The organism is Acinetobacter sp. YH12140 (genome assembly GCF_013418475.1).
Lineage (GTDB): Bacteria > Pseudomonadota > Gammaproteobacteria > Pseudomonadales > Moraxellaceae > Acinetobacter > Acinetobacter amyesii.
The window spans coordinates 265,516-290,178 of record NZ_VPBZ01000002.1; the positions used below are offsets into that span (position 1 = coordinate 265,516).

Genomic DNA, 24,663 nt, shown 5'->3' on the forward strand with positions numbered 1-24,663 from the left:
AGGGAAATTTATGTTAGATCAACTTCGAGCAATGGGTGTCTTTGCTTGCGTTGTGGAAAAAAATTCGTTTAGCGGTGCTGCTCGTGAGTTAGGTATTACCACGAGTGCCGTGAGTCAGCAAATCCGCTCACTAGAGCAGGATATGGAAGTCATTCTTTTACATCGTTCAACACGTAAGTTAAGTTTGACAGAAGCTGGACAAGCTTTTTTTCATAGTTGCCAAGAGATGCTATCTGCCGCAGAGCGCGGCAAAATTCGTATCAATGAACTTCGTGACGACTTAGTCGGTGAATTACGTATTGCATCAACACCAGAACTTTGTGCGAATCATGTGATTCCTGCGTTGTCACATTGGATGTCGGCACATCGCGGTTTATCCGTTCATCTAGAAGCAGATAATCAATATATCGACTTAATTGATGGCCGCATTGATATTGCGCTACGAATGAGTTCAAAAATTGATGATCAACAGTTTCATGTGGTGCCATTGGCACATGTTGAACAAGTTCTCGTTGCAGCACCAAGCTATATCAACCAAACCAGTTTAATTACACGACCAGAAGATTTACAAAATCATGATATGGTTCAAATAAATTTGGTTAGAAACTTTCAGCATTTTGCATTTGAAAATGCAGTGACTAAAGAGCAGGTTGCATTGGATGTGCACTCCCGATTTACAACAAATAATGTATTTGCTGCAAAAGCAATGTGTCAACAAGGACATGGCATTGCAAGAATATTATATCTAGATACGCAAAAAGACTTATTAAACGGTTCTCTTGTTGAAGTTTTACCAGAATGGCGTTTACCATCATTTACTCTATATGCGGTGATGTCTAAACGTGATCAACAGCCTACCAAGATTCATCGTTGCCTAGATGCATTAAAATTGTATTTCAGTCAATTACCAGGCGGACGTGTATACCAAGAAGCCTCATAAAAACAAAAAAGGTTTAAAAAGATATAAAAAAAGCCGCAATCAGCGGCTTTTTTTACTTTCGGCACAAATTACGCTAGAAAGTTTTTCACCATTTTAACAATGCGTTCAATTAAGATATCCGCTTGTTCTTTATTGATGTTCAGCGTAGGTAATAAACGAATCACAGAGCCTGCTGTTACGTTAATAATCAAGTGATGCTCATCACGTGCAATATTCACAAGTTCGCCACATGCTTTTGGTAATTCAATGCCGACCATTAAACCAAAACCACGAACAGTCACGTTTTGCTCTGCAAGTTGCTCTGTGAATTGCTCAACAAGATACGCACCCATATTTGCAGCGTTTTCAACAAGGTTTTCCTTTTGAATGGTATCAATCACGGTATAAACCACACGTGAACCTAATGCTGTACCGCTATAAGTTGAACCGTGGTTACCCGCTGTTAAAACGCCTACACCACGACCTTGAGTCATGACTGCGCCAATAGGGAAACCATTACCTAGACCTTTAGCTGTAGTTAGCACATCAGGAACAATATTGGTGTGTTGATACGCAAAGTATTTACCAGTACGGCCGTTACCTGTTTGCACTTCATCAAGCATCATTAACCAGTTGTGTTGGTTACAGATACGACGAATATCTTCTAAATAGCTAAAACCTTGAGGTGCAGTATTTACACCACCTTCACCTTGGATCGGCTCAACCAAAATCGCTACGATGTCAGGGTGGTGAATTGCAGCTTCTTCAATTGCTTCGATATCACCAAAAGGTACACGAATAAAACCTTCAACCAATGGGCCAAAGCCTTCTTGAACTTTTTTGTTACCTGTCGCAGATAACGTTGCCATGGTACGACCATGGAATGAATGATCAGCAACAATAATTTTAGGGCTTGCAACACCTTGCATATGACCAAATTTACGTGCAATTTTGATTGCACCTTCATTTGATTCTGCACCACTATTTGAGAAGAAAACTTCTTCCATACCCGCAACTTCAGCTAATTTTTGCGCAGCAGCCGTTTGCCAAGGCACTTCAAATAAGTTACTGGTATGAATGAGGGTCGCTGCCTGTTCAGCAATTGCAGCTGTAATTGCAGGATGTGAGTGACCTAAACCACAAACAGCGATCCCTGTCAGTGCGTCTAAGTATTCTGTGCCATCTGCGGTATACAGGTGAGCACCTTGACCTCGGACAAAGCTGATCGGTTGGCGGCCAAATACTGGCATCAAGTGCGATGGTTGATCAGTTTGTACTGGGGCAAGGGTAATGTTATTCATGACTAACTCTAATTTGTCAGGTGATTGAAATAATATAGAGGAGACGCCATATATATATGAGCATCAAGAGGTCTATATAAGCAAAATATGACTCACTTGAAAAGCTGAAATGTAAATAAAACGTGAAATATTGCTTTAGTCATATTGTTTTACTCAGTTTTGGGTATAATGCGAAGCAGATTTATTGAGGATATATCAATGACTGAACAAGCACGCGATACAGAAGCGTTAATTCGTGACCAAATTGCTAAACACGCAGTTCTACTTTACATGAAAGGCACTCCACAGTTTCCACAGTGTGGTTTCTCTGCGCGTGCAGTAGAAGCGCTCAGTCAAATTGGTCGTCCGTTTGCTTATGTAAATATTCTTGAAAATCAAGATATTCGCGCAACTCTTCCACAAATTGCAAACTGGCCGACTTTCCCACAATTATGGATCAATGGTGAGTTGATCGGTGGTAGCGACATTATGCTTGATATGTTCCAAAAAGGTGAATTACAACCTTTAGTTGAACAATATAGCCCAGCTCCTGAAGCTTAATTGGATGTGTATTTGATGATTTTGATCATTGGATACAGATAAAAATAGCGCCTTAAAGGCGCTTTTTTTATGACTTATTTATCAAAAAAGTCGTGGTTTATGCGTTTTTCCACCATTTCAAAGGCATTTAAAGTGCAATGAATGGTGGAAAAATCAACAAATGAATAATCTAATCGAACATTTATGACGGATTGTCTTCAGTCGGACTTTCTTCAACACGTTGCTCGTTTTCAGCAGTCCCATTTTTAGCAGTACTGTCTTGAGCTTCAGACTTCTTTGCCTTTTTATCTTTATTCTTTTTTGACTTCTTCTTTTTTTTCTTTTTCTTTGGCTCTTCTTCCTCAAACTCAGCACCATCTTCAATCGCTTGCCAGTATTCAAGTTGCTCCATGACAGCAGCGTAGATTGAGCCTTTGCTATAACGACCTTTTTTATCAAGAGTGCCTACTGGACGCGCCATCAAAATTTCTAGAGCTTGGTCAATGGTATCTATGGCGTGAATATGGAATTGACCTTGTTGCACAGCTTCAATCACATCTTTGCGTAACATTAAGTGCTGCATATTTTGGCGTGGAATAATAACACCTTGCTTGCCTGTTAGCCCTTGTAATTTACATGCATCATAGAAGCCTTCAATCTTGGCATTTACACCACCAATCGGTTGAACTTGACCCAATTGGTTCATTGAGCCAGTGATTGCCCATGATTGATCGATCGGTAATTGGCTAATAGCGGAAATAAGAGCTGAAAGCTCTGCAACAGTTGCGCTGTCGCCATCTACTTGGCCATAGCTTTGCTCAAAGGCAAGGGCAGCAGAAAAATGTAAAATTTGTTCACGACCAAAGTGTGCCTTTAAGAAACTCGACATCAGCAGGACGCCTTTGGCATGTAAAGAACCACCGAGTTCTACACTACGCTCGATATCTAAAATATCGCCGCCACCTTGATAAACCGAAGCCGTTAAACGTGACGGTAAACCAAATTCAACATCAGCATATTGAATCACAGAGAGGGCGTTAATCTGCCCGAATCGATGACCTTTGGTTTCGATTAACTGTGTACCGCGAGTGAGATCTTGCCAATATAATTCACGTAAGTAGCCTAGACGGTATTTACGATGATCAAGAGCGGTGTTGATATGTGTTTCTGTCACCATTTTATCGCCAGCAAGTGCTGCATGATGATGTGCTTCACGAATCAAATCACCTAAGGTGAGGGCATGTAATGACAAAGAGCTTTGATCTTCAGCTTGACGACTTGAATCAGTTAACAGTGCAGCAAGTGCTGTACGGTCAAATGGCAGAAGTTTGTCTGTTTGCACATAGTCAGCAATCAGCTGCATATATGCCTGCTCATTAATGTCATTACGTTGTAATGTATCGGTAAAATCGGCACGAATTTTAAAGACACTGCCCAGTTCTGGTTCGAGTTCTAAAATATCGTAATAAATATCAGGTTCAGCAAGCAGGATCACTTTGATATTTAAATCAATAGCTTCAGGCTCAATCGAAATACTGCCTGTCAATGTAAGCATATGTTCAAGTGAAGACAGCTTTAAATGTCCTGACTTTAATGCACGTTTTAGACCTTGCCATGCATAAGGCTGCTCTAAAAGTTGTTCAGCTTCCAAGATGAGGAATCCACCATTGGCCTTATGCAATGCACCAGGACGGATTAACGTAAAGTCTGTGGTGATGGTGCCATTTTGGGTCAGTTGTTCGACATGACCTAGCAAATTGTAATGGGTTGGGAAATCTTCAAAAATAACGGGCGCACCAGCATTTGGTTTGTGTGTGGCGATGATGTTAGCTTGGTAGCGAGATGGCACGCGGTTAAATAGGCCAGGTGTAAAGTCATCTTCTTCTTGCTCAAGCACAAACTCAACATTTTGAATGATGTCATCTGCATATTGCTTCAGATAATCTTCCAAGCCTTCAACCATGCTGAATTTATTTTGAATTAGATCAATACGCGGCATTACAACTTGTTTAGCAATTTCACGGTTTAAAACCTGAACTTTATCGCGTGCGTCATCTTCAAGATCACCAAGATGTAGACCAAGGCGTTCAAGTTTTTTATCCATATAACGGACGTTTGATGCAATTTCAGCACGTTGTTTGCTGCTTAAAGCATTGATGTCTTCTTTCGACATTTCTTGGTATTTGTTATCTACTAAGTGCATCGGAACGAAACAATGATCATCATCCTGAGAAATCAGTTTAAGATCGAGCTCTTCACCTTCTCGCGTTAATTCAACTAAAGCAAGATGTTGTTCATCACCAGCATGTTGGCGAATCATTTCAATGCGATTGTGATAGGTTTCTGCGGTGAAACGACGTTCAAGCTGTTTTAATATAGTTTGCCAACTTTGATGTAATAACGCTTGGAATTTTGTCGCTTGACCAGAAGGAAGTTTCAGCGCAATCGGTTCACGCGGAAACTTAAAATTATTGACATAGACCCAGTCTGAAGGCGTTGGCATATTTTTAGCGTGTTGTTGTAATAAGCGCTTAATCATGGTGCGCTTACCTAAGCCTGCGGTACCTACAGCAAAAATGTTATAGCCTGAATAGGGTAATGCAATGCCAGCCTCGACCGAAGCTCGGGCACGATCTTGTCCTAAAAAGTCATTAAGTGGTTTGATCCGCTTGGTAGACGTTGGTATTTTTTTTAGCTCAGGTGTATGCGTCAGCTGAAGTGGCTGCAACTGGGTTTTAGTTAAAGTATTCTGTATTTCGGGTTGATCAAAAGCGCTCTTTAGTGTCGTTACTGTTTCTGCTAAGTTTTTTGTGTTGGGTTCATTAATGGTGGTTGATAAAGAAGAGTGAATTTGTTCAAGTCGCTGGGTCACTGTTGAATCCAAAAAACTAAAGAATAGAGATATGTAATTAAGGTATACAGGTTTAATGCCAAAGATCAAGCAACAGCATGCGAAATATCGATAAAATAAAACAATGATTTCATAAATGTTGTTGAAACCGTTGTCATTAAGCGCTTGAATAGCAACATTCGATTTTGACAAAAATAACTGAGTCATGACAACACAAGCTTCAGGATGGAAATCTGCTTTTACTGCATTTTTAGACCGACGTGCGCTGATTATGCTTTTTCTTGGCTTTTCGGCCGGCATCCCAATTTTACTGATCTTTTCCAGTTTATCGCTTTGGTTAGGTGAAGCAGGAATTGATAAAAGTGCAGTGACTTTTTTTAGCTGGGCAGCGCTTGGCTATTCGTTTAAGTTTGTTTGGGCGCCATTAATTGATGAGTTACCTGTGCCATTTTTAACTAAACAACTTGGACGTCGCCGAGCATGGTTATTGATCGCTCAGGTTCTCATTATCTGTGCAATTTGTATCATGGCATTTTCAGATCCTGCTTTAGGACAAAGCTATATTTACCAAATGGCCGCTGGAGCCGTACTACTTGGTTTTTCTGCCGCAACGCAAGACATTGTGATCGATGCCTATCGTATTGAGTTGGCAGAAACTGAAATGCAGACCGTTTTAGCTTCGACCTATAATGCAGGTTATCGTATCGGCATGATCGTGGCAGGTGCAGGGGCGTTATTTTTGGCTGCATATTTAGGCACGGCCAAAGGTAACTATATTTATGAAGCTTGGAAATATACTTACCTTGCAATGGCTGCTGTAATGGTTATCGGTATTATCACAACTTTATCGATACGTGAGCCGCAGGTTGACCGTGTACAAAAGCATTATAAACGGACCGACTATTATCGTTTAGTCGCGGTATTCTTTGCTGCGGTGGTTGCTTTTGTTTTGAGTTATATCTATTCAGGTGTTGCGGTTGAAAGCTTGAAAGAGCAGTGGCAAATTTCAGACTCATTTGCATTGTTCTGTTTAGAGGCTGTACGCTTTATTGGTTCAGCTATGGTTGCTTTTGGTGTCGGTTCTGTTTTAGTGAAATCAGGTGCTGTAAATAAGCAGATGGCATTTGAAACTTGGGTTAATCCAGTTGCAGATTTTTTTAAGCGTTATGGTCTAAAACTGGCTTTAGTGCTGTTGTTACTTATTGGTTTTTACCGTATTTCCGATATTATCGCCGGCGTCATTTCTAATGTGTTTTATCAAGATTTAAACTTCACCAAAGAGCAGATTGCTGAAGCTGTAAAAGTCTATGGTGTGATTTTTAGCTTGGTTGGCGGCTTCCTTGGCGGTTTGCTAGCGCAGCGCATGAACATTATGAAATTGATGTTTGTTGGTGCGATTTTAGCAAGTTCAACAAACTTGATTTTTATCGGTCTGGTCAAATCAGGTCAGCCATTAAGCGATGTCACTGTAAATGTAGCAGGGCAGCAATATACAGCGACGCCGGATGACACGGGTGCTTGGGTAGTTAAAATTCCAAAAGCAGTCTTGGCTGCAGATCAAAATATTAAAGTCAGTGCGGATTATCAGTCTAAGAATCAACATCCAGTACAGGTGAGTTTGCCGTATCTGAATAATGCTTTTTCAAACTCAGCAATGATGTTGCTGCCAGTGACTTCAGATAACACGATTTCAGCTCAAGAGACTGCAAATAGTATTGTGGTCCGTGGACAATACTTGGCAGGCGAATTAAAAGAAAATCAAAAAATTCAAATTATTTTGGATGCTAAACCATTCGACGCGAAGCTTGATAAAACTGGTGTTTTTAGTGCTGCAATTCCAGGTCAAGCGCTCGAAACAGCAAAGCAAAAAACATTAACGGCTCAACTACTAGAAAATGATGTGGTGAAAAAGAGTGTCGATTTAACATATCAAGTGAATACATCAGCCAATATGTCAGGTGTGCTTGGTATTGATATTCAACCGATTAACTTAGCAAGTGCTGAACAGAATGTGGACATCAAAGGTAAGGTCATTAAGCCTTATAGTTCGCTGTGGTTATATTTCGCGATTATTGTTGATAACTTGGCTTCTGGTCTTGCTGGTGCGGCATTTATTGCATTTTTATCGAGCTTAACCAGTGTTTCTTTCACAGCTGTTCAATATGCCATCTTTAGTTCATTAATGACCTTAACCCCTAAAATTTTAGGCGGTTACTCTGGTACGATTGTGACCAATATCGGTTATCCAAACTTTTTCTTGATGACGACTTTAATTGGTATTCCGATTTTAATTTTAGTGGTGTGGGTTGCCAAACTATTGAGAGAACATGAACAAAAATCCAATTCATAATTCAATTTAACTTGAAAAAGCCTATTCAGTTTGAGTGGGCTTTTTTATTCTAAGCTACTAAATAGCCTAAGTATATCTGTGATTTTAGACAAGGATATTTGAAATAAGCGGGTATATGCATTCTAGACTTAAATTGAACTTTGTATGTTAAATCCCTATAGTATTCAAACATAATGATAGATTTAGGAAACTCGATTATGCGCATGCTGCATACCATGTTACGTGTAGGCAATTTAGAGCGTTCATTGGCGTTCTATACTGAAGTACTCGGTATGACTTTGCTTCGTAAGCGTGATTATGAAGAAGGTCGTTTTACTTTGGCATTTGTGGGCTATGGTGATGAAGAAAATCATACTGTACTTGAGTTAACGCATAACTGGGATACAGATGGTTATGAATTGGGTAATGCGTATGGCCATATCGCTATTGCTGTAGATGACGCCTACAAGGCTTGTGAAGAAATTAAAGTACGTGGCGGAAACGTTGTACGTGAAGCAGGACCAATGAAAGGTGGTGTGACCGTCATTGCCTTTGTTGAAGATCCCGATGGCTATAAAATTGAGTTGATCCAACAAGACTCAAATGCACGAAATAATTAATGTGCAATCATTAATATAAAGTCATCTGTAATTCTGAATATTCTTATTTATAAATTTTTTTGCGTTGAGCTCACTATCAACGTTTAAAATAATGAATATATCGGAGAAAAGCTGGCTTTATTTATATGGCCCAGTAAGATGAAATTTACTCAATGGTAAATTTAGCTTATTGGGCATTTTTGTGCCGATCAGCTTTAAAGGGAAATTTGTACAGGATGTTGTTATGCTGAAAATGTTGGCTTTGGATCGTTTTACCATTCTACTTTTTGTAATGGTCATACTTGCGACTTTTTTGCCTGTTAGTGGTCAAGCTGCAGAAATCTTTGGCTATATTACCACGGCTGCAATTGCCATTTTATTTTTTCTCCATGGTGCAAAGTTATCTCGTGAGGCTGTGGTTGAAGGCATAATGCACTGGAAGTTACATGCTTTAGTTTTTGGTTTTACCTTTGCATTATTTCCATTATTGGGTTTAATGGCGAAACCAATTCTCGTGCCGATGTTAGGGCAAGAGTTGTATTGGGGCTTTTTGTTTATGTGCTTTTTACCCTCGACAGTACAGTCTTCTATTGCATTTACTTCGGTAGCACAGGGTAATGTTGCTGGCGCAGTCTGTAGTGCATCATTTTCAAATATTATTGGGATGTTTATTACCCCAGTGATGGTGGCCTATTTTATTCTCGGTCAGTCACAACATAACTACGATCCGACTGCATCTATTATTCAAATTACGCTGTTATTACTGATTCCCTTCATTTTAGGGCAGCTCCTCCGTCCTTGGGTGTTTCCTTATATGAAGAAAATGCCAAAAATTGTGAAGGTATTTGATCAGGGCTCAATTTTGATGGTGGTCTATGGTGCATTCAGTAGTGCAGTGGTGGCAGGGCTATGGCATCAAGTAAGTGGTATAACCTTATTCCTGTTGATTGTGGCGTGCTCTGTCTTGTTAACGATCATTATGTTATTGGCGCTATACGTACCGCGTTGGTTGGGCTTTAGTCGAGCTGATCAAAAGACGATTTTCTTTTGTGGCTCTAAAAAAACCTTGGCGAGTGGTGTGCCCATGGCACAAATTCTCTTTATTGGTCAGCCGATGGGGATGATAGTTTTACCAATTATGATCTTTCACCAAATTCAGTTGATGGTCTGTGGTGTGATTGCCAACCTTTGGGCAAAACAGAGCCGTGGGCAAGAGTAAGGGCGAGATGAAAAGGTCCTTTTAAAATACCTTATATAGATGAAAAGAAAAAAATCGTGAAAATTAAAACAGGTTTCTTCATTTTATTCTTCGGTATGAACACAGTCGTTCATGCTCAAGAGGATTTATCTTTAAATAGTAACCGTGATGTCATTGAAAAAATGCCGCTCATCAGCCTACAGCCCATGTTGGATTTTTGTCGTGATCGACAACCACAGATGAATACGGAATTAGATCAGGCTTATCAAGCTGCCAAGCTAAAATTAATTGCTGCGGTTCAGGCTGTCCGTTTTAATGGTGTAGAGCCATTAAAAGCAAAAGATGTTGATCAGCCAGTCGATGCACAATTTAAACAGCAGCTTCAAGGCATGTTAGAGGGCATGAGCAAATCATTACAGCCAGTAAATGCAGCGACGTTTTGTCCTGCATTTATTGAAAGATTAAATCATTTTGATCAAGCCCAATTTCAGCGTATAGTCGAATTACAATATCAAAAATATTTAGAGCAAGCTCAACCTAAAGAGTAGAGCGATTCAGCCTTGAATATCTATTTATTAACAATAAAAAATCAGCTATAATTTGCCCCAACTTGTTGTGCTTAGCTCTGGCGGTATCCGTCTCGGTGGGCCAAAAGAATGGTCTGTTATGGTGTTGGTCTGCTTTTTTAAGCCTTCCTTGTAGTGATGCAAGAGTGATCAATTGCGATGACAGCTAAACCTTCTTAAATCTTAGGAGTAATCGACGATGCGCGCCGATATTCACCCAAAATATGAAACTTTAGTTGCTACATGTTCATGTGGTAACGTAATTGAAACTCGTTCAGCTCTTGGTAAAGAAACTATTTACTTAGACGTATGTTCTGCTTGTCACCCATTCTACACTGGTAAACAGAAAAGCGTTGACACTGGCGGTCGTATCGACAAATTCAAACAACGTTTTGCTGGTATGTCACGTTCTATCAAACGTTAATATCCAAAACGAAAAAAACGGGCTTTATGCCCGTTTTTTTTTGTGCCGATAAAAAGATAAACCTTAAATCGGCAATGTTCAGAACCTTATTGGTCCTGAACATCGATGAGATGATCGAGTTTCTTTTGGAAATAATCACCTTGAATAAAACGAGCTTCTACATTCCAAGCATTGGCAAACAGTGTCATGTCATTTAATTCACGTAGCATGATTTCAACAGTTTTGATTTCATGATAAGTGGTAATTTTTTCTTGCAGCTCTTGGCATGACTTGTCGTTTGCAAGCATTTGGGTCAAGCTTGAATCTAATGTTAAGCAGTGAACATCCATTTGACGTAATAATGATTCACTAAACATCGAATGACCAAAATTACGTAAAGCCAGTTCGGCACCATTTTTACGAAGTTCAACAAATGCTTTTTGAGCGGCATCGATATTGAGCTGAATGTCTTCTTCTGCAAATTGTAAAATTATCGGATTTTTCAATTTACTACGAATAATCGTAATCAGTTTCGAAATAAACTCAGGGAAGGTGCGGTCGTTATATAGCACTTCTTTGTTCAGGTTAACGATTAATTTCGCTTCAGGGAACTGAGTGATGAAGTTGTGTAGTTGTTTACACGATTCAACCAAGATCCAACGATCCAATTTAATGGATAGCTCTGAGTCTTCAGCCAATTCACGAAGTTGGGCGATATCTTTCCATTTATTTTCAAAAATAAAGCCGCTGGTTACTTCATAAGTATAAAGATGTGTATCTTCTTTATCATACAGTTGCTGATATTTAAGATGAATTTCACCGCGTTCTAAGCAGTTGCGAAGGGCCTTGATAACAGGAGCTTCATCACTAACGACAATCGGCGCAATTTGTGCTTCTGGTTTACCAAAATCCAAACTTGGTATGTCAATTTCTAATGGAATCGTTAAATCGATTTCAGGTACTTGTTGGTTGGTTGGTAGCGCAGTATTAAAGGCTTTCGCAATAAATGTATCAAAATGTACTTCATCACGAATATCGCTGTCTAAAACACTGTATCCTATGCGTAAATTTAATGGATAAGTTTCATTGTTTACACTGAGTAATTGAGGTTTGCTCAGGGTATTAAGACCAATCAATTTAGACTCAAGTTTGAGTTGATTATCCGCTTGGAATAAGGCAACGATTGCACCATTATCTAAACTAAATAATGGAGCATGAGTCTGATCTTTCAAGAAGTCTTTAATATTGGTGAAATAGCTCTTATAAGTATTCCAATCTTTTTGAAAAATCGCATCTGAGCAAGAAGCCAATGTAAATAGAACTACTGCATTTACATTAGCAGGTTGCTGAGCAATGGTACGGTTGAGTTGTTGAAATGCTTTTGGTTTTTGTGGGCTAGCTTCAACTTGAGCATTGCTTACAGCATTGCTGCTTTGACTGCCAATTTCAATTGCGAGCTGTAAAGCATCTTCTTCAGCCGCGGCAATAAATTCGAGTTTTAGTGGGTTTTGCCCAGCCACTGCGATATTTTGTGAAACGAGATCAAAACGTCCTAAATCGAGCTGCCCTTGGCTAATTTTTTTAAAGCGTTGTTTAAAGTCGTTGAGGTCAGTAGGATGTAATAGATCGAGTAAAGGCAGACCAATTACATCATCTTCATTTTTTAGACCAAACAAAGTGAGATATTCAGCATTGGCTTGAATGTGAATGCCTTCTTGAATCACGGCAACCGCTTTACGACTATCTTCAACTAAAGACTGGGTTTGGATTTGAGCTGTTTCGAGCTCTTCCATTAAATGTTGCTGCGATTGTTGTAGGCGACTAAAGGATAAAGCACGGATTAAACCAAAATAGAAACTCTCAGGTTCAGCAATATCGACAATGTCATAAATCCCTTTTTTGACTAAACTTGCATATTGTTCTGCTTGATAGTCTTCGGGTTTAAGTAAAATAATCGGTAAATTCGGTTGGCTCGATAGTTGAACTAAACTTAAAGCTTGTTCATATTTTAAATCATAAGCACGTCCAAAAATGATCAAGTCCCAATTGAGATTCAGCTGTTTTTCGAAATTTTGTAAATCATCAAGTAATATGGCATGAACTTGATGTTCGCTGTCTGTCAATAAATCACGTATCTGGTTAAAACGTATTTGATTATCATCAATAATGAGTAATCGAGTTTCCGTACGTTTTAGTTTTTTGGATAGTAATGGATTTCTCACTTTAATGCTTCCCATAAGTCGTTATTTTTGATCTCATTGCTCTGTTTCGCAATAAAGTCTTTAACGACATTTTCTTGCTCTTCATTCAATAATTCATATTCAAAGCGAATAAAGCTTTGCGTCACCAACTGCGCTTTGGTGAGATAGACTTTGATGTCTTCTTTGCCTAAGCGAAGGTGGATCGTTTGTTTCTCTCGGAAGAGATTTGCCCCAGGTAAAATTAAGGTCGTAGACACTTGATCAAGTTGTGTGGTCTGTACCAATAAAGCAGGTTGATGATTTGTTGTATTGCGGTCGGTACGGATATGGGCTGAACATGGATACAAATCTTGAGCCAGTACTTCGAGACCCAATTCCAAACTTTTTTCAGTCGATTGTTTGATCCAACGAACAACACCGCCACGCCATTGGCTTTGAGCATTTTCTTGGATCAAAATAAATTCGCCGGTTTTTAAATTGGCTGGGGTAGGGCCAGTCCATTTAATGCGATAACCATTCACACTAATATCTAATACGTCAGCGGTATGAATCTGTTTTGCTTCACGATCTAGCGCTTTCGCATTAGTCATGCCTGTTGGCATATTTGAATCATGCGAATTGACAAATGAGGCTTCATTGTGGAATTGATAATTGCCTTCCAAATCTAAAGTTTCGTGGAAGTTTTTACCTTTAGAGAGATAGAAATGCGCTACCATTAAGCTAAAGCAAATATTAATTTGCGCAGAATATTCATAACGTTCATGACGGCGTTCAGTGTTGTTGGTCAAAATATTATGAATATGGAAATATAGCGCTGGAGTTAAAAATAACTTTTCATTTTTAGATAAATAATTGGCATTTCTAGTTTGCGTTTCGGTCAAATGATCGAGCAAGTTTTGCGTTGAAATGTATACATTGGCTTGATAAGACCGATCTTGTTTTGAGTTATAAATCGGTGGGCGATCTTTTTTCGTGTCTACAATATAGCGTGAAAGCGTGGTTTCTTTCGGTAGGATTTGAACCAATTTTGCCCAGTCAAAGCTACATAAATACAAACCTTGGATTTCAGCAGGGCGAATCTGATGATTATTGAAAATATCTAATAAGATTAATTGTGCATAAGCTTGAGCAATATTTGCAATTTGATGTTGAGTACCCAGCAACTGATTGACATTACTTTGATAGAAATCGTGTTCAATGGCACATTCAATCAGTTGATGTGCCGCAATCCATTGACCTGCAGTCGGTGTGGCATACAACATATTTTGTTGATACAACAACAGTGTCAGTTGTTGCAACGCATAGTAGATTGATGCAATTCGAGCGGTTTGTAAGCTTTTTTTATGGCCGAATGAAAAAATCGAAAACTTTTGTTGATTGAGCTGCTGATTACATCGTTTGGCAATATCAATATAGATTTTGGCAAAGTGACTACGTAAAAGCATCGCCAATTCAATGATTTGATCATTACGATCCGTGGTAATGAGGCTTTGATTGGTAAAGTGTTTTTCTAAGCTTGTGAGCACACTTTCCATAGTTGGATGTAAAATTTGAACCAAATCAAAACGTAACATCTCTTGGCATTTCAGCTCGGAGATTTCAAGTAAGGCATTGAATAAAGCTTTAGATGAGGTACCCAATTGTAAAATTGAAATACCGTTTAACCACTCTTGCAGACCTTTAGCATTGGTCGGACAAAAGCTTAATTTATCCAGCTTTAATTCAGTCGGATTGTAAAACGTATCTGAAGTATGCGTGGTCATCTTTATTATTTAACTCAAAAAGTTGAAGCCCCAAAAAGCGGTGTCTTGTTTTTTTCGCCCGCTATTTCCCGTACAAGTTTAGGAACCAAATAACCAGGTAGGTTCTCTAAAACTTTTTTATAAATTAAATCAATATCCTGAGCTGGTGTATCAAAATGATGAGCACCTTTTACTTTATCCAGAACATGCAAATAATATGGCATTACACCTGCGTCGAATAAGCGGTAACTCAAATCGACCAATACTTCTGCAGAATCATTAACCCCTTTTAATAAGACTGCTTGGTTCAGCACGGTGATTCCTTGTTTGACAAGCTGTTGAAGCTGGCTGCACGTGAAGTCATCTAGCTCTGATGGATGATTTGAGTGTACCACTAGAATAATGCGTAGCCTACTGTTTTTTAAAATAGAAACCAGCTCTTCATCGACACGGTTGGGGATTACGATAGGAACTCGTGAATGAATTCTCAAAAATTTAATTTGTGGCAAAGTCGATAAACGTTCAATCCACACTTGAAGTTTACGATTTGATAGTGTGAGCGGGTCTCCACCACTTAAAATCACTTCATTAATATCGGGTTGTTGTTCAATATATCCTTTAATGTTTGGCCAATCGTCATTTTTAGGCAGGTTTTCTTGGTATGGAAAATGGCGGCGGAAACAATAACGGCAATGGACCGCGCAGGCACCGGTTAAAGTCAGTAAAAAACGAGACTTGTACTTATGTAATACGCCTGGCTGTTGGTTAGCCTGCTCTTCACCTAAAGGGTCGGTGACAAAACCGGCGTGTTCTTCAAGTTCCAAATGATGCGGTAGGACTTGCAGTAAAAGCGGATCGAGCGGATTACCTTTTTGCATTTTTTCAACAAAAGCTCGCGGCACACGTAGGCGAAACTCATCTGCTGCGAACTGAGCACCCGATAATAACTGATCATGCGAAAGTTCTAATACATCGAGTAATTCTTGAGGATTTGTTATCAAATCACTCAATTGGGTTTGCCAGTTTTGCTCTTGAAATAAATAGTTTATCATGCCGATTGTTTAAAAAATGCAGAAAGGTGAGTAGGGAATATTGCTGAAATTAATGCGTCGAACTTTGATGTTTAAGCTGAAAAAATTCCGATAAAGCTTAGAACGGATGAAGCCTACGAAACATTTATTAAGTTTCAGTAAACAGCAATTTTACCTGTTTGTGGGCATTGTATAAACAAAGTTCTTTAATGTCTGAGTGTAAGTTAAGCAGCTTGACCCCTTTAATGGGGATTTTTTCGTTGCGACATGGTGCATTGGTCATTTAGAATACGCAATATCACATTAATGTGCATGTGGCAGCCAATGTTACAGTCAGTACTTGCTAAATGACATGTTACAGCCCATAGCATCTATAGATTAAAGTTAGTAAGTTTGGAGTGAGCCAGTCATGGCCTATTATTCTACGAATGATTTCAAGTCAGGCCTTAAGGTCATGCTTGACGGTAACCCATGTTCAATCATGGAAAACGAATACGTAAAACCAGGTAAAGGCCAAGCTTTTAACCGCGTAAAATTACGTAACCTTAAAACTGGTAAAGTTTTAGAAAAAACTTTCAAATCTGGTGATTCACTAGAAGCTGCTGACATCCAAGAAGTTGAAATGAACTACTTGTATAACGACGGTGAAATGTGGAACTTCATGGATCCAGAATCTTTCGAACAAATCGCTGCTGATAAAGTTGCTATGGGTGACGCGGCTAAATGGTTGAAAGATGACTCAAATGAACTTTGCACAATCATGCTTTGGAACGGTGTTCCTTTAACTGTGAGCGCGCCCAACTTCGTTGTATTAAAAATCGTTGAAACTGATCCAGGTGTACGTGGTGATACTTCAGGCGGTGGCGGTAAACCGGCTAAGCTTGAAACTGGTGCAGTTGTACGTGTTCCATTATTCGTACAGCAAGAAGAAAGCGTTCGTGTAGACACTCGTACTGGTGACTATTTAGAACGTGCATAATGGTTTAAAAATAGACTATTATCGAAAGGGATGAAGTGATTCATCCCTTTTTTTATACCTATTGGTTTAAATTTTTATTCCAAAGTATTAGATGAAAAAGCCCATAACAGGAGTAGAGTTTCAAGGGAAGAAACAGCAGTACCTCGAACAAGAAAAATCAAGCTGATTTATTTCAACATTTATGAGGGATTGAGATGGAAACCATTCAACCGAAGTCAGGAATGGCTTCAAAGATTATCTGGCTGTTTGTAGCCATTCTAGGTGCCGTTTCATTCGGCATACTAGCACTCAGTCGAGGCGAGCATGTCAATGCAGTTTGGCTGATCCTTGCAGCAATCTGTGTGTATAGCATTGCATATCGTTTTTATAGTTTATTTATTGCCAATAAAGTCTTTGAACTGAATGAGCGACGTTTAACGCCTGCTCATCGCTTAGCTGACGGTTTGGATTATGTGCCGACCAATAAAAGCGTTCTATTTGGTCACCACTTTGCCGCGATTGCAGGTGCAGGCCCATTAGTCGGACCGATCCTTGCTGCGCAAATGGGTTATTTGCCGGGAACAATTTGGCTCTTAGTGGGTGTCGTTCTTGCGGGTGCGGTTCAAGACTTTTTAGTCTTGTTCATCTCGACGCGTCGTGATGGTCGTTCACTCGGTGAAATGGCAAAACAAGAACTTGGCTCATTTGCCGGAATCATCGTGATGCTTGGCGCACTTGGCGTGATGATCATCATTCTAGCGGTACTTGCTTTGGTAGTTGTAAAAGCGTTGACCAACAGTCCGTGGGGTGTTTTCAGTATCGCGGCCACTGTACCGATTGCGATTTTCATGGGTATCTATATGCGCTTTATCCGTCCGGGTAAAATTGCAGAAGTTTCAATCATTGGTTTTGTGCTGATGATGGCAGGGATTATCTATGGTGGCGACATTGCACAGCATCCTTATTGGGGGCCATTCTTTACACTTTCAGGTACTGAACTGACTTGGTGGCTGATCGGTTATGGTTTCGTAGCATCTGTGTTACCCGTATGGTTACTGCTCGCACCACGTGATTACCTATCTACTTTCTTGAAAATTGGTGTTATTGCAGGTTTGGCAATCGGTATCATGTTTGCTTTACCTGAAATGAAAATGCCAGCGGTGACGCATTTTATTGATGGTACAGGTCCTGTATTTGCAGGCTCAATGTTCCCATTCTTGTTTATTACCATTGCCTGTGGTGCAATTTCAGGTTTCCATGCGCTCGTTTCTTCAGGAACGACACCGAAGCTTGTGAATAATGAAAAAGATATTCGCATGATCGGTTATGGCGGCATGTTGATGGAGTCTTTTGTTGCGATTATGGCTTTGGTCTGTGCAACGATTCTTGAGCCAGGTGTGTATTTTGCGATTAATGCACCAGCAGCGGTAATTGGTACAACGGTTGAGTCCGCTGCGGAAGCAGTACGTACACTAGGCTTCGTGGTAACACCTGAAGCATTGACCTTACTTGCACAAGAAGTGGGTGAAAACTCAATTCTGTCTCGTACAGGTGGTGCGCCAACATTTGCGATTGGTATGGCTCACATTATTACGGAAATTTTCAATAACCGTTCAATGATGGCGTTCTGGTATCACTTTGCGATTTTATTCGAAGCACTCTTCATTTTAACTGCTGTGGATGCAGGTACGCGTGCATGTCGTTTCATGGTGCAAGATACAGTGGGTATCGTAGTTCCTGCGGTTAAAAACTCACATAATTTCTTCGGAAATCTGTTGGGTACCGCTGTGGCTGTCGCAGGTTGGGGCTTCTTCGTTTACCAAGGTGTGGTTGACCCACTTGGTGGTATTAATAGCTTATGGCCGCTATTTGGTATTGGTAACCAAATTCTTGCTGCGATGGCATTGATTTTGGGTACAGTGATTTTATTCAAGATGAAAAAACAAAAGTATGTTTGGGTGACGATTATCCCAACAGTATTCTTGTTTATCACTTCTATGACCGCTGGTTGGCAGAAGATTTTCCACGAAAATCCAAAGATTGGTTTCTTGGCTCAGGCAGATCGTTTTAACGCAGCAATTGCGAAAAATGAATTGTTGGCACCTGCAAAAACCATGGCTGAAATGCATACGGTTGCATTGTCGAATCAAATCAATGCTGGTCTTTGTGCATTCTTTATGATCGTGGCATTTGTGATGTTATTTGCAGCGATTGGTGTGGTGCGTCGTGCCTTGGCAAATCCAAATCCATCGGTGAATGAAGCAGAAGCGATTTACCGTGACCCAGCTGAAATTAATCCGTCAAATTCAGCACATTAATAGGGGAATATGAATGAACCTGAAGTTTGCAAAAAGTGGAAAAACGGTGATTTATAAAATCATTAAAATGACCATTATGTCGCAGAAGGATCTAATTCTGAACCCGAAAAATTGGTCACGTATAGCGACGTTGTGGCAACGTTTACAGCAAAGCTTCCGCCTGATGGTGGGTGTGCCAGATTACCAAAACTATTTGGAACATATGGCAAAACATCATCCTGATTTGGAAGCGATGGATGCAAAAACATTTTATCGTCACTGTGTAGATGCACGTTATCCATCAGCTGGTGGTGACATGAAGAAGTGTCCTTGCTAATGCTTTGACTTGTGCTAAAAATCCAATAAAAAAAGCGTTCTTCGGGACGCTTTTTTTATTACTGATTTGTGATCAGTCGAAGCGATAACAACGCTTTTGTATACTCAATAAATATCAAGCGTATGTATTTAAAGTATTGAACTGGGTATAGATTGGAGATAAACACTGTATTTTTAAATAAAACCCTGTATGTTAGTCATTCATTTAACTTTTTTATTGGGGAATAAAAGGTGTTTTGGGTATCAGAGAAAAGCCAACAAAATAATACATCAACGCTTTTAAGTGAGGAGAGCCTTGCGCCTTTTTACCCGAAAATAAATACATTCCTCGAACAAATTAACCAAATTATTTTGGATAAAAATCAGCAAACCAAATTGGCTTTAGCTTGTCTATTGGCAGGCGGGCATGTGCTATTTGAAGACTTACCTGGTTTAGGAAAAACGACATTATCTAGCGCCTTGTCACATTTGGCGGGATTAAAGTTTCAACGGATTCAATTTACCAATGACATGCTGGCCAGCGATGTGATTGGGGTAAATATGTTTAATCAAAAAGAACATCATTTTGAGTTTAAATCTGGGCCGATTTTTACCCAAATTTTATTGGCAGATGAAATCAACCGTTGTAGTCCAAAGACCCAAAGTGCTTTATTGGAAGCGATGGAAGAGGGGTATGTGACGGTTGATGGTGTGCGCTATGCTTTGCCTCAACCATTTTGGGTGATTGCGACACAAAACCCTTTATTTCAAAGTGGTACTTATGCCTTACCTGAGTCCCAGTTGGACCGGTTTTTAATGCGTTTGTCTTTAGGTTATCCATCGCGTCAGGCAGAGAAATTATTGCTCCAACAAACTTCACGCCATGATCTGATTGCGGCATTAGCACATATCTTTAATGAAGCAGAAATTTTACAACTACAAGGGTTTGTCGAGCAGATACATCTGAGTGATCGTTTAATGGATTACATTTTGGATCTTGCTGCTGAGACACGTAAGGGGAGACATGGTCTTTCTACTCGTGGTGTTTTAGCCTTAAAGAAAGCTGCGCAAGCCTATGCGCTGATTGAGCAGCGAAATTATGTGAATCCTGACGATGTACAAGCCGTTTTTACAGCTGTGGTATCTCATCGAATTGGGTTGTCAGATCTTGAAGCCTTTAAGCTTTTAGAACAAGTTTCGATCCAATAAAGGAGTTGAACCTTGGCTTCAATGTGGCAGCAATGGATTGAACGTCGATTTAAAATCGATCAGCACAAGCAGCTGACTCAAAAAGATGTCTTGATCTTTATCTATCAGCAAGGCTACTTGTATTTGGTATTAATTTTCATCACTTTTATTGCAGGTGTGAATTATGCCAATAATTTGATTTTAGGCTTTTGCTTTTTAATTAGCGCCGTATTGTGTATTAGTTTCTATATTACTTTTAAACAGCTTCATGCGTTGCAGATTCAAATAAATGTTGTTGATATCCCGCAAGCTGGGGAATTACTTTCGGTCGAAATTTATTTTAAACAAGAGGTTGAACAGGCGCGATATTTGTGGATTAAAACAGAAAATCAGCTACATAAATTACTGTTCAATACACAACAGCAATGCTTTCAATTAAATTTTACAACCAGTCAACGCGGTGTTTTTCAGATTCCGCCAATACACATTTATAGTGTTTATCCTTTTGGTTTAGTTCGGGCCTGGACGTATTTGTATGCACAACACCCCGCGTGGGTTGCGCCACAAGCCAGTTTGCATTCCGTGGAAAATAAGCAACAACAGCAAAATTTTGAACCTGATCTTGATGAATTTCGCGAATTACGGAGTTTTCAGACGGGGGATTCACTTCATGCGGTGTCATGGAAACAAGCAGCACGAGGACAAGGCTTGTATGTCAAAGTTTTTGAGCAATATGAAGATCTAAAGAAATTGGAGATTCATTATCACCATATGCCAGCTCAAAGTCATGAAGAAAAACTTAGCCTCATGATGGGTTTGGTCGAGCAGGCTGAAAAAAATCACGATCAATATGCACTGTATTTACCTAATGCTGAGTTAGCATCAGGCACTGGAGCACTGCATTTTTCCGAAGCAAAACGGTTATTGGCGCAGGCTTAAGAGATGATTGAAAATACCATACGCCGCTCCATACTACTAACGTTAGCTTTAGTGCTCATTGCGCAAATGCTTTATATACCAGTGGTGACATCATTAGTATTTTTAGTCATTTGGCTTTTTTTATTACTCAATACCCGCGCCAGTAAAAAACCATTTTCTAAAATTTTAACCTATGTGCTGACATTGATAGCTTTATTTAGCATTTATATAAGCCATAAAACCTTTATTGGTGTTGATGCAGGGGTTACAGTACTTAGTACATTTTTATTTGCTAAATCTTTAGAAACAAAAACACGTCGTGATGTAATTATTTTATTTAACTTTGCGATGTTTGTGATTGCCAGTAGTTTTTTGTTTAGCCAGTCTTTTGCCATGGCTTTGGTTATTTTATTGGCGTTGTTGAGCTGCTTTATTGGATTATATCGTTTACAGACCGTTGGTTTTAGCCAAAACTCAGGCGGTGAAATACAGGCGATTAAACAAGATATTGGGCATGTGGGAAAATTTATTGGCTTAGCTGTTCCATTTTTTATTTTACTGTTTCTCTTTTTTCCACGCCTGCCACCGCTATGGCACATTCCTATTCCTGAAAATAAAGCCACAACAGGGATAAGTGATAGCATGTCTCCGGGCGATATTGCTGAGTTATCACAGTCGAGTAGTTTGGCTTTTCGTATAATTGGAGATATTCAAGCCTTGCCACCACGTACAGAGCTGTATTGGCGGGCGATGGCATTAGATGAATATGATGGTTCTAAATGGACCAGTCATTTTTTTAACCAGAACGTTATACAGCTGAATCCAGCTGATTTAAAACCCAAGCGGACATTGAATTATCAATATTTGGCTGCCGACCCAAGTGTGATGTGGATTATGTCGTTGGAGCAATCCGTTCCCAATGAAGCACGTTTTGCATTAGGTCAAGATGGTCGAATTACACCCTACCGATTAACAGCACGTACAGAGCCGATTCAACTGAAATGGTTAGGAAGTGCAGAGCCTCCTCAAATAAAAAATGTAGCTTTACTTGAAAAATTAAACACTCGCTATGTTGAAAACTTGGATGTTCAATCACAACAATTGGCCCAAACTTTATGGCAGCGAAGTCGTCAAAATCCTGAGCGTTATATTGCCGAAGTTTTGCAATGGTATAAACAAAATCGCTTTGCATATACCTTAAGCCCAGGTGTATTGGGGCAAAATCGGATAGATGATTTTTTATTTGGATCAAGAAAGGGGTTTTGCGAACATTTTGCATCGAGTTTTGCAATGTTGATGCGCTATGTGGGTGTTCCATCGCGTATTGTTGTGGGATATCAAGGTGGTCAATTAGCACCAGATGGGAAAAGTTGGGAGGTTCGTCAGCTCGATGCACATGCGTGGACAGAGGTTTATGTCAATCAACATTGGCGTCGAATTGATCCTACAGCCATGATCGCACCTCAGCGTATCGATGGTGGGATGCAGGATTATATGGAACAAGATCGGACAATTTTTGGGAGCCAGCAGTCTACTTGGGCCTATCAACAATTTTCGATGTTGAAAAAAGTCCGTGTATGGAGTGATTATGCGAGTTACCAATGGCAAAGCAAAGTGGTGGGCTATAATGCTCAATCTCAACAACAATGGTTTAAAAAGCTCGGTACAAATTCTGCTTATGCAGGTGTTTTAATTCTTATTTTGAGTATTGGTGGCATTGTAGCATTATATTTTATATGGATTTTGCGGAAAAAAAGAAAAAGCCTAAGCTCTCTTGAAAGAGAAATTGCCAAGTTTGCTAAGAATTTACCCTTGAGCCAGCAAAAAGTGGCTTCAGAAAGTTTTAGGCATTGGTTACAACGTTTGGCTGAAAATATACCTGAACAGGAAAGGGCGGTATTTGAACAAGTTATTACGTTATTTGAGCAGGAAATTTATGTAGGTACCGCGCTAAGTTCTCATGATATTCAATATTTTAAGGCTTTGCTTAAAACTTGTACGCAAAGTTTAAAAAAGTCAGAAAAGGGCTTGTCATAAAAAATAAAAATGAATATGATTCTACGCATTCTAGGTTTATAGCTCAGTTGGTTAGAGCGCTACGTTGACATCGTAGAGGTCAGCAGTTCGAGTCTGCTTATACCTACCATATATTTTTCAATGACTTATAAGCAAATCAAATGTTTATAAGTCATTTTTTTTGCCTATTTGTCGCATTTTGAACTTGGCATAGTTGGCTAAATTGGTAAAAAATGGCAATATTTCCTAGCCATTTGCGACAAATCTGCGACAACATGAAGCTGCCAAAACCAAGAAAACGGGGTGACACTTATACAGTCACTGTCTCTTACCAGGGAAAAAGATATTACTGCACACGCGACACTGAAAAAGAATGTGAGCAGTGGGCTGCTCTAAAATTATTAGAACTTAAAGCCCAAACAAAAATCGAAACTGGTGAGCTTAAGCCGAAATTCTTGTTCCGTGATCTGAATGAAAAATACTATACAGACGTTGGTCAATTGAATGCATCAAAATCATCACGTGCTTGGATGAAAGGGCAGTATAAGAATTTCGAATTAAAATTTGGTGCGTTGGCTCAGAAATCTATTTATGACATTACACCAAAAGATTTAACGAATTGGCGCAATAAGCGGCTTAAAGAGGTTGGAGAAAATACAGTTTTAAAAGAAATATCCCACTACAGCGCGATGTTCACATTTGCTCAAAAAGAACTTTTCTTACTTGATGAAAATACTTGGATGCAAATTTCAAAACCCAAAAAACCGAAGGCTAGGGCTCGTCGTATACATCAATCAGAAATCAACTTAATGTTGAAAGCTTTAGATTATGAGATGGGGACTGAACCGGTGCTGTCGCAGCACTATGTTGCCTGGGGCTTTTTATTTGCTATTGAAACAGCTATGCGTCGCGGTGAAATATTGGCAATGGAAAAGAAAGATATTTATGACGGATATGTGCATTTGCCAAAAACAAAGAATGGAGAGCCACGTAATGTTCCGCTTTCTGAGGAAGCAAAGGCATTGCTGCAGTTAATTAAGCATGATGGTCGTAGAATTATTCCTCAATCTGAGAACGCATTCCGTTTGATGTGGGAAAAAAGAAAGTTAGCCATTGGATTGCCAAATTTGCACTTTCACGATACACGGCACGAAGCGATTACACGAATGGTTAGGGTACGGAAATTGCCGGTTGAAGTTCTGGCCAAGATTACTGGCCACAAGAAAATTGATGTGCTGGTGAATACTTACTATAACCCTAATGCTGATGATCTAGTTGCGGCTTTTAATGGGTAAAAATAAGCCCGGCTTAA

Annotated in this window: 19 protein-coding genes and 1 tRNA gene; 15 read left to right on the forward strand and 5 right to left on the reverse strand. The window is 39.6% G+C overall.

Annotated elements, in window-relative coordinates:
• Window positions 1-10: 10 nt before the first annotated feature.
• Complete coding sequence (locus FTU75_RS02830; RefSeq protein ID WP_111884224.1) at window positions 11-940, forward strand: LysR family transcriptional regulator; 930 nt, start codon at window positions 11-13, stop codon at window positions 938-940.
• A gap of 68 nt (window positions 941-1,008) precedes the next feature.
• Here FTU75_RS02830 and FTU75_RS02835 read toward each other — a convergent pair whose 3' ends face one another.
• The gene (locus FTU75_RS02835) at window positions 1,009-2,220 is read right to left on the reverse strand and encodes an aspartate aminotransferase family protein (RefSeq protein ID WP_180115070.1); all 1,212 of its coding nucleotides are present in this window, start codon (window positions 2,218-2,220) and stop codon (window positions 1,009-1,011) included.
• Window positions 2,221-2,418: 198 nt separating this feature from the next.
• Between FTU75_RS02835 and grxD the strand changes: the two genes are divergently transcribed.
• Window positions 2,419-2,760, forward strand: coding sequence for a Grx4 family monothiol glutaredoxin (gene grxD, locus FTU75_RS02840; RefSeq protein ID WP_067762767.1), 342 nt, complete (start codon window positions 2,419-2,421; stop codon window positions 2,758-2,760).
• Window positions 2,761-2,941: 181 nt separating this feature from the next.
• Here the strand turns inward: grxD and FTU75_RS02845 are convergent, their stop codons facing one another.
• Window positions 2,942-5,611, reverse strand: a complete 2,670-nt coding sequence (locus FTU75_RS02845; RefSeq protein ID WP_180115071.1) for an ATP-binding protein — start codon at window positions 5,609-5,611, stop codon at window positions 2,942-2,944.
• 184 nt (window positions 5,612-5,795) lie between these two features.
• Here FTU75_RS02845 and FTU75_RS02850 point away from each other — a divergent pair, with 184 nt between their 5' ends.
• From FTU75_RS02850 to rpmE, 5 genes are all read left to right on the forward strand, one after another.
• Window positions 5,796-7,940: an MFS transporter gene (locus tag FTU75_RS02850; protein ID WP_180115072.1), complete on the forward strand. Its 2,145-nt coding sequence runs from the start codon at window positions 5,796-5,798 to the stop codon at window positions 7,938-7,940.
• 197 nt (window positions 7,941-8,137) lie between these two features.
• Window positions 8,138-8,539: a lactoylglutathione lyase gene (gene gloA, locus FTU75_RS02855; protein WP_180101882.1), complete on the forward strand. Its 402-nt coding sequence runs from the start codon at window positions 8,138-8,140 to the stop codon at window positions 8,537-8,539.
• 223 nt (window positions 8,540-8,762) lie between these two features.
• Entirely contained in the window at window positions 8,763-9,737 is a 975-nt protein-coding gene (locus tag FTU75_RS02860; protein WP_180101881.1) for a bile acid:sodium symporter family protein, read from the forward strand.
• Between the two features lie 56 nt (window positions 9,738-9,793).
• Window positions 9,794-10,264 carry a hypothetical protein gene (locus FTU75_RS02865; protein WP_180115073.1) on the forward strand — a complete coding sequence of 157 codons (471 nt, stop codon included), beginning with the start codon at window positions 9,794-9,796 and terminating at the stop codon, window positions 10,262-10,264.
• A gap of 217 nt (window positions 10,265-10,481) precedes the next feature.
• A complete protein-coding gene (gene rpmE, locus FTU75_RS02870) occupies window positions 10,482-10,706 on the forward strand; it encodes a 50S ribosomal protein L31 (RefSeq protein ID WP_078190165.1) in 225 nt (74 codons plus the stop codon).
• An 86-nt stretch (window positions 10,707-10,792) separates the two neighbouring features.
• Here rpmE and FTU75_RS02875 read toward each other — a convergent pair whose 3' ends face one another.
• The 3 genes from FTU75_RS02875 to epmB are packed head-to-tail and all read right to left on the reverse strand — an operon-like array spanning window position 10,793 to window position 15,680.
• Window positions 10,793-12,922: an EAL domain-containing protein gene (locus tag FTU75_RS02875; protein WP_180115074.1), complete on the reverse strand. Its 2,130-nt coding sequence runs from the start codon at window positions 12,920-12,922 to the stop codon at window positions 10,793-10,795.
• Complete coding sequence (locus FTU75_RS02880) at window positions 12,904-14,649, reverse strand: GTPase (protein ID WP_180115075.1); 1,746 nt, start codon at window positions 14,647-14,649, stop codon at window positions 12,904-12,906. Before FTU75_RS02880 ends, FTU75_RS02875 begins: the two co-directional genes overlap by 19 nt.
• A gap of 14 nt (window positions 14,650-14,663) precedes the next feature.
• Window positions 14,664-15,680: an EF-P beta-lysylation protein EpmB gene (gene epmB / locus FTU75_RS02885; protein ID WP_180076959.1), complete on the reverse strand. Its 1,017-nt coding sequence runs from the start codon at window positions 15,678-15,680 to the stop codon at window positions 14,664-14,666.
• A gap of 388 nt (window positions 15,681-16,068) precedes the next feature.
• On the opposite strand from epmB, the gene efp reads away from it, so the two are divergent.
• From efp to FTU75_RS02925, 8 genes are all read left to right on the forward strand, one after another.
• Window positions 16,069-16,638 (forward strand): elongation factor P, encoded by a 570-nt coding sequence (efp, locus tag FTU75_RS02890; protein WP_067762759.1) that lies wholly within the window; start codon window positions 16,069-16,071, stop codon window positions 16,636-16,638.
• 194 nt (window positions 16,639-16,832) lie between these two features.
• Window positions 16,833-18,935: a carbon starvation CstA family protein gene (locus FTU75_RS02895; protein ID WP_078190161.1), complete on the forward strand. Its 2,103-nt coding sequence runs from the start codon at window positions 16,833-16,835 to the stop codon at window positions 18,933-18,935.
• Window positions 18,936-18,948: 13 nt separating this feature from the next.
• Window positions 18,949-19,251, forward strand: a complete 303-nt coding sequence (locus tag FTU75_RS02900) for a YbdD/YjiX family protein (RefSeq protein WP_078190160.1) — start codon at window positions 18,949-18,951, stop codon at window positions 19,249-19,251.
• A gap of 230 nt (window positions 19,252-19,481) precedes the next feature.
• The gene (locus FTU75_RS02905; RefSeq protein WP_180115076.1) at window positions 19,482-20,438 is read left to right on the forward strand and encodes an AAA family ATPase; all 957 of its coding nucleotides are present in this window, start codon (window positions 19,482-19,484) and stop codon (window positions 20,436-20,438) included.
• A gap of 12 nt (window positions 20,439-20,450) precedes the next feature.
• Window positions 20,451-21,356: a DUF58 domain-containing protein gene (locus FTU75_RS02910; RefSeq protein WP_180115077.1), complete on the forward strand. Its 906-nt coding sequence runs from the start codon at window positions 20,451-20,453 to the stop codon at window positions 21,354-21,356.
• Between the two features lie 3 nt (window positions 21,357-21,359).
• Complete coding sequence (locus tag FTU75_RS02915) at window positions 21,360-23,372, forward strand: DUF3488 and transglutaminase-like domain-containing protein (RefSeq protein WP_180115078.1); 2,013 nt, start codon at window positions 21,360-21,362, stop codon at window positions 23,370-23,372.
• A gap of 32 nt (window positions 23,373-23,404) precedes the next feature.
• Window positions 23,405-23,481, forward strand: a tRNA-Val gene (locus FTU75_RS02920).
• A 145-nt stretch (window positions 23,482-23,626) separates the two neighbouring features.
• On the forward strand, window positions 23,627-24,646 hold the full coding sequence (locus FTU75_RS02925; protein WP_180115079.1) for a site-specific integrase: 1,020 nt from the start codon (window positions 23,627-23,629) through the stop codon (window positions 24,644-24,646).
• Window positions 24,647-24,663 lie beyond the last annotated feature (17 nt).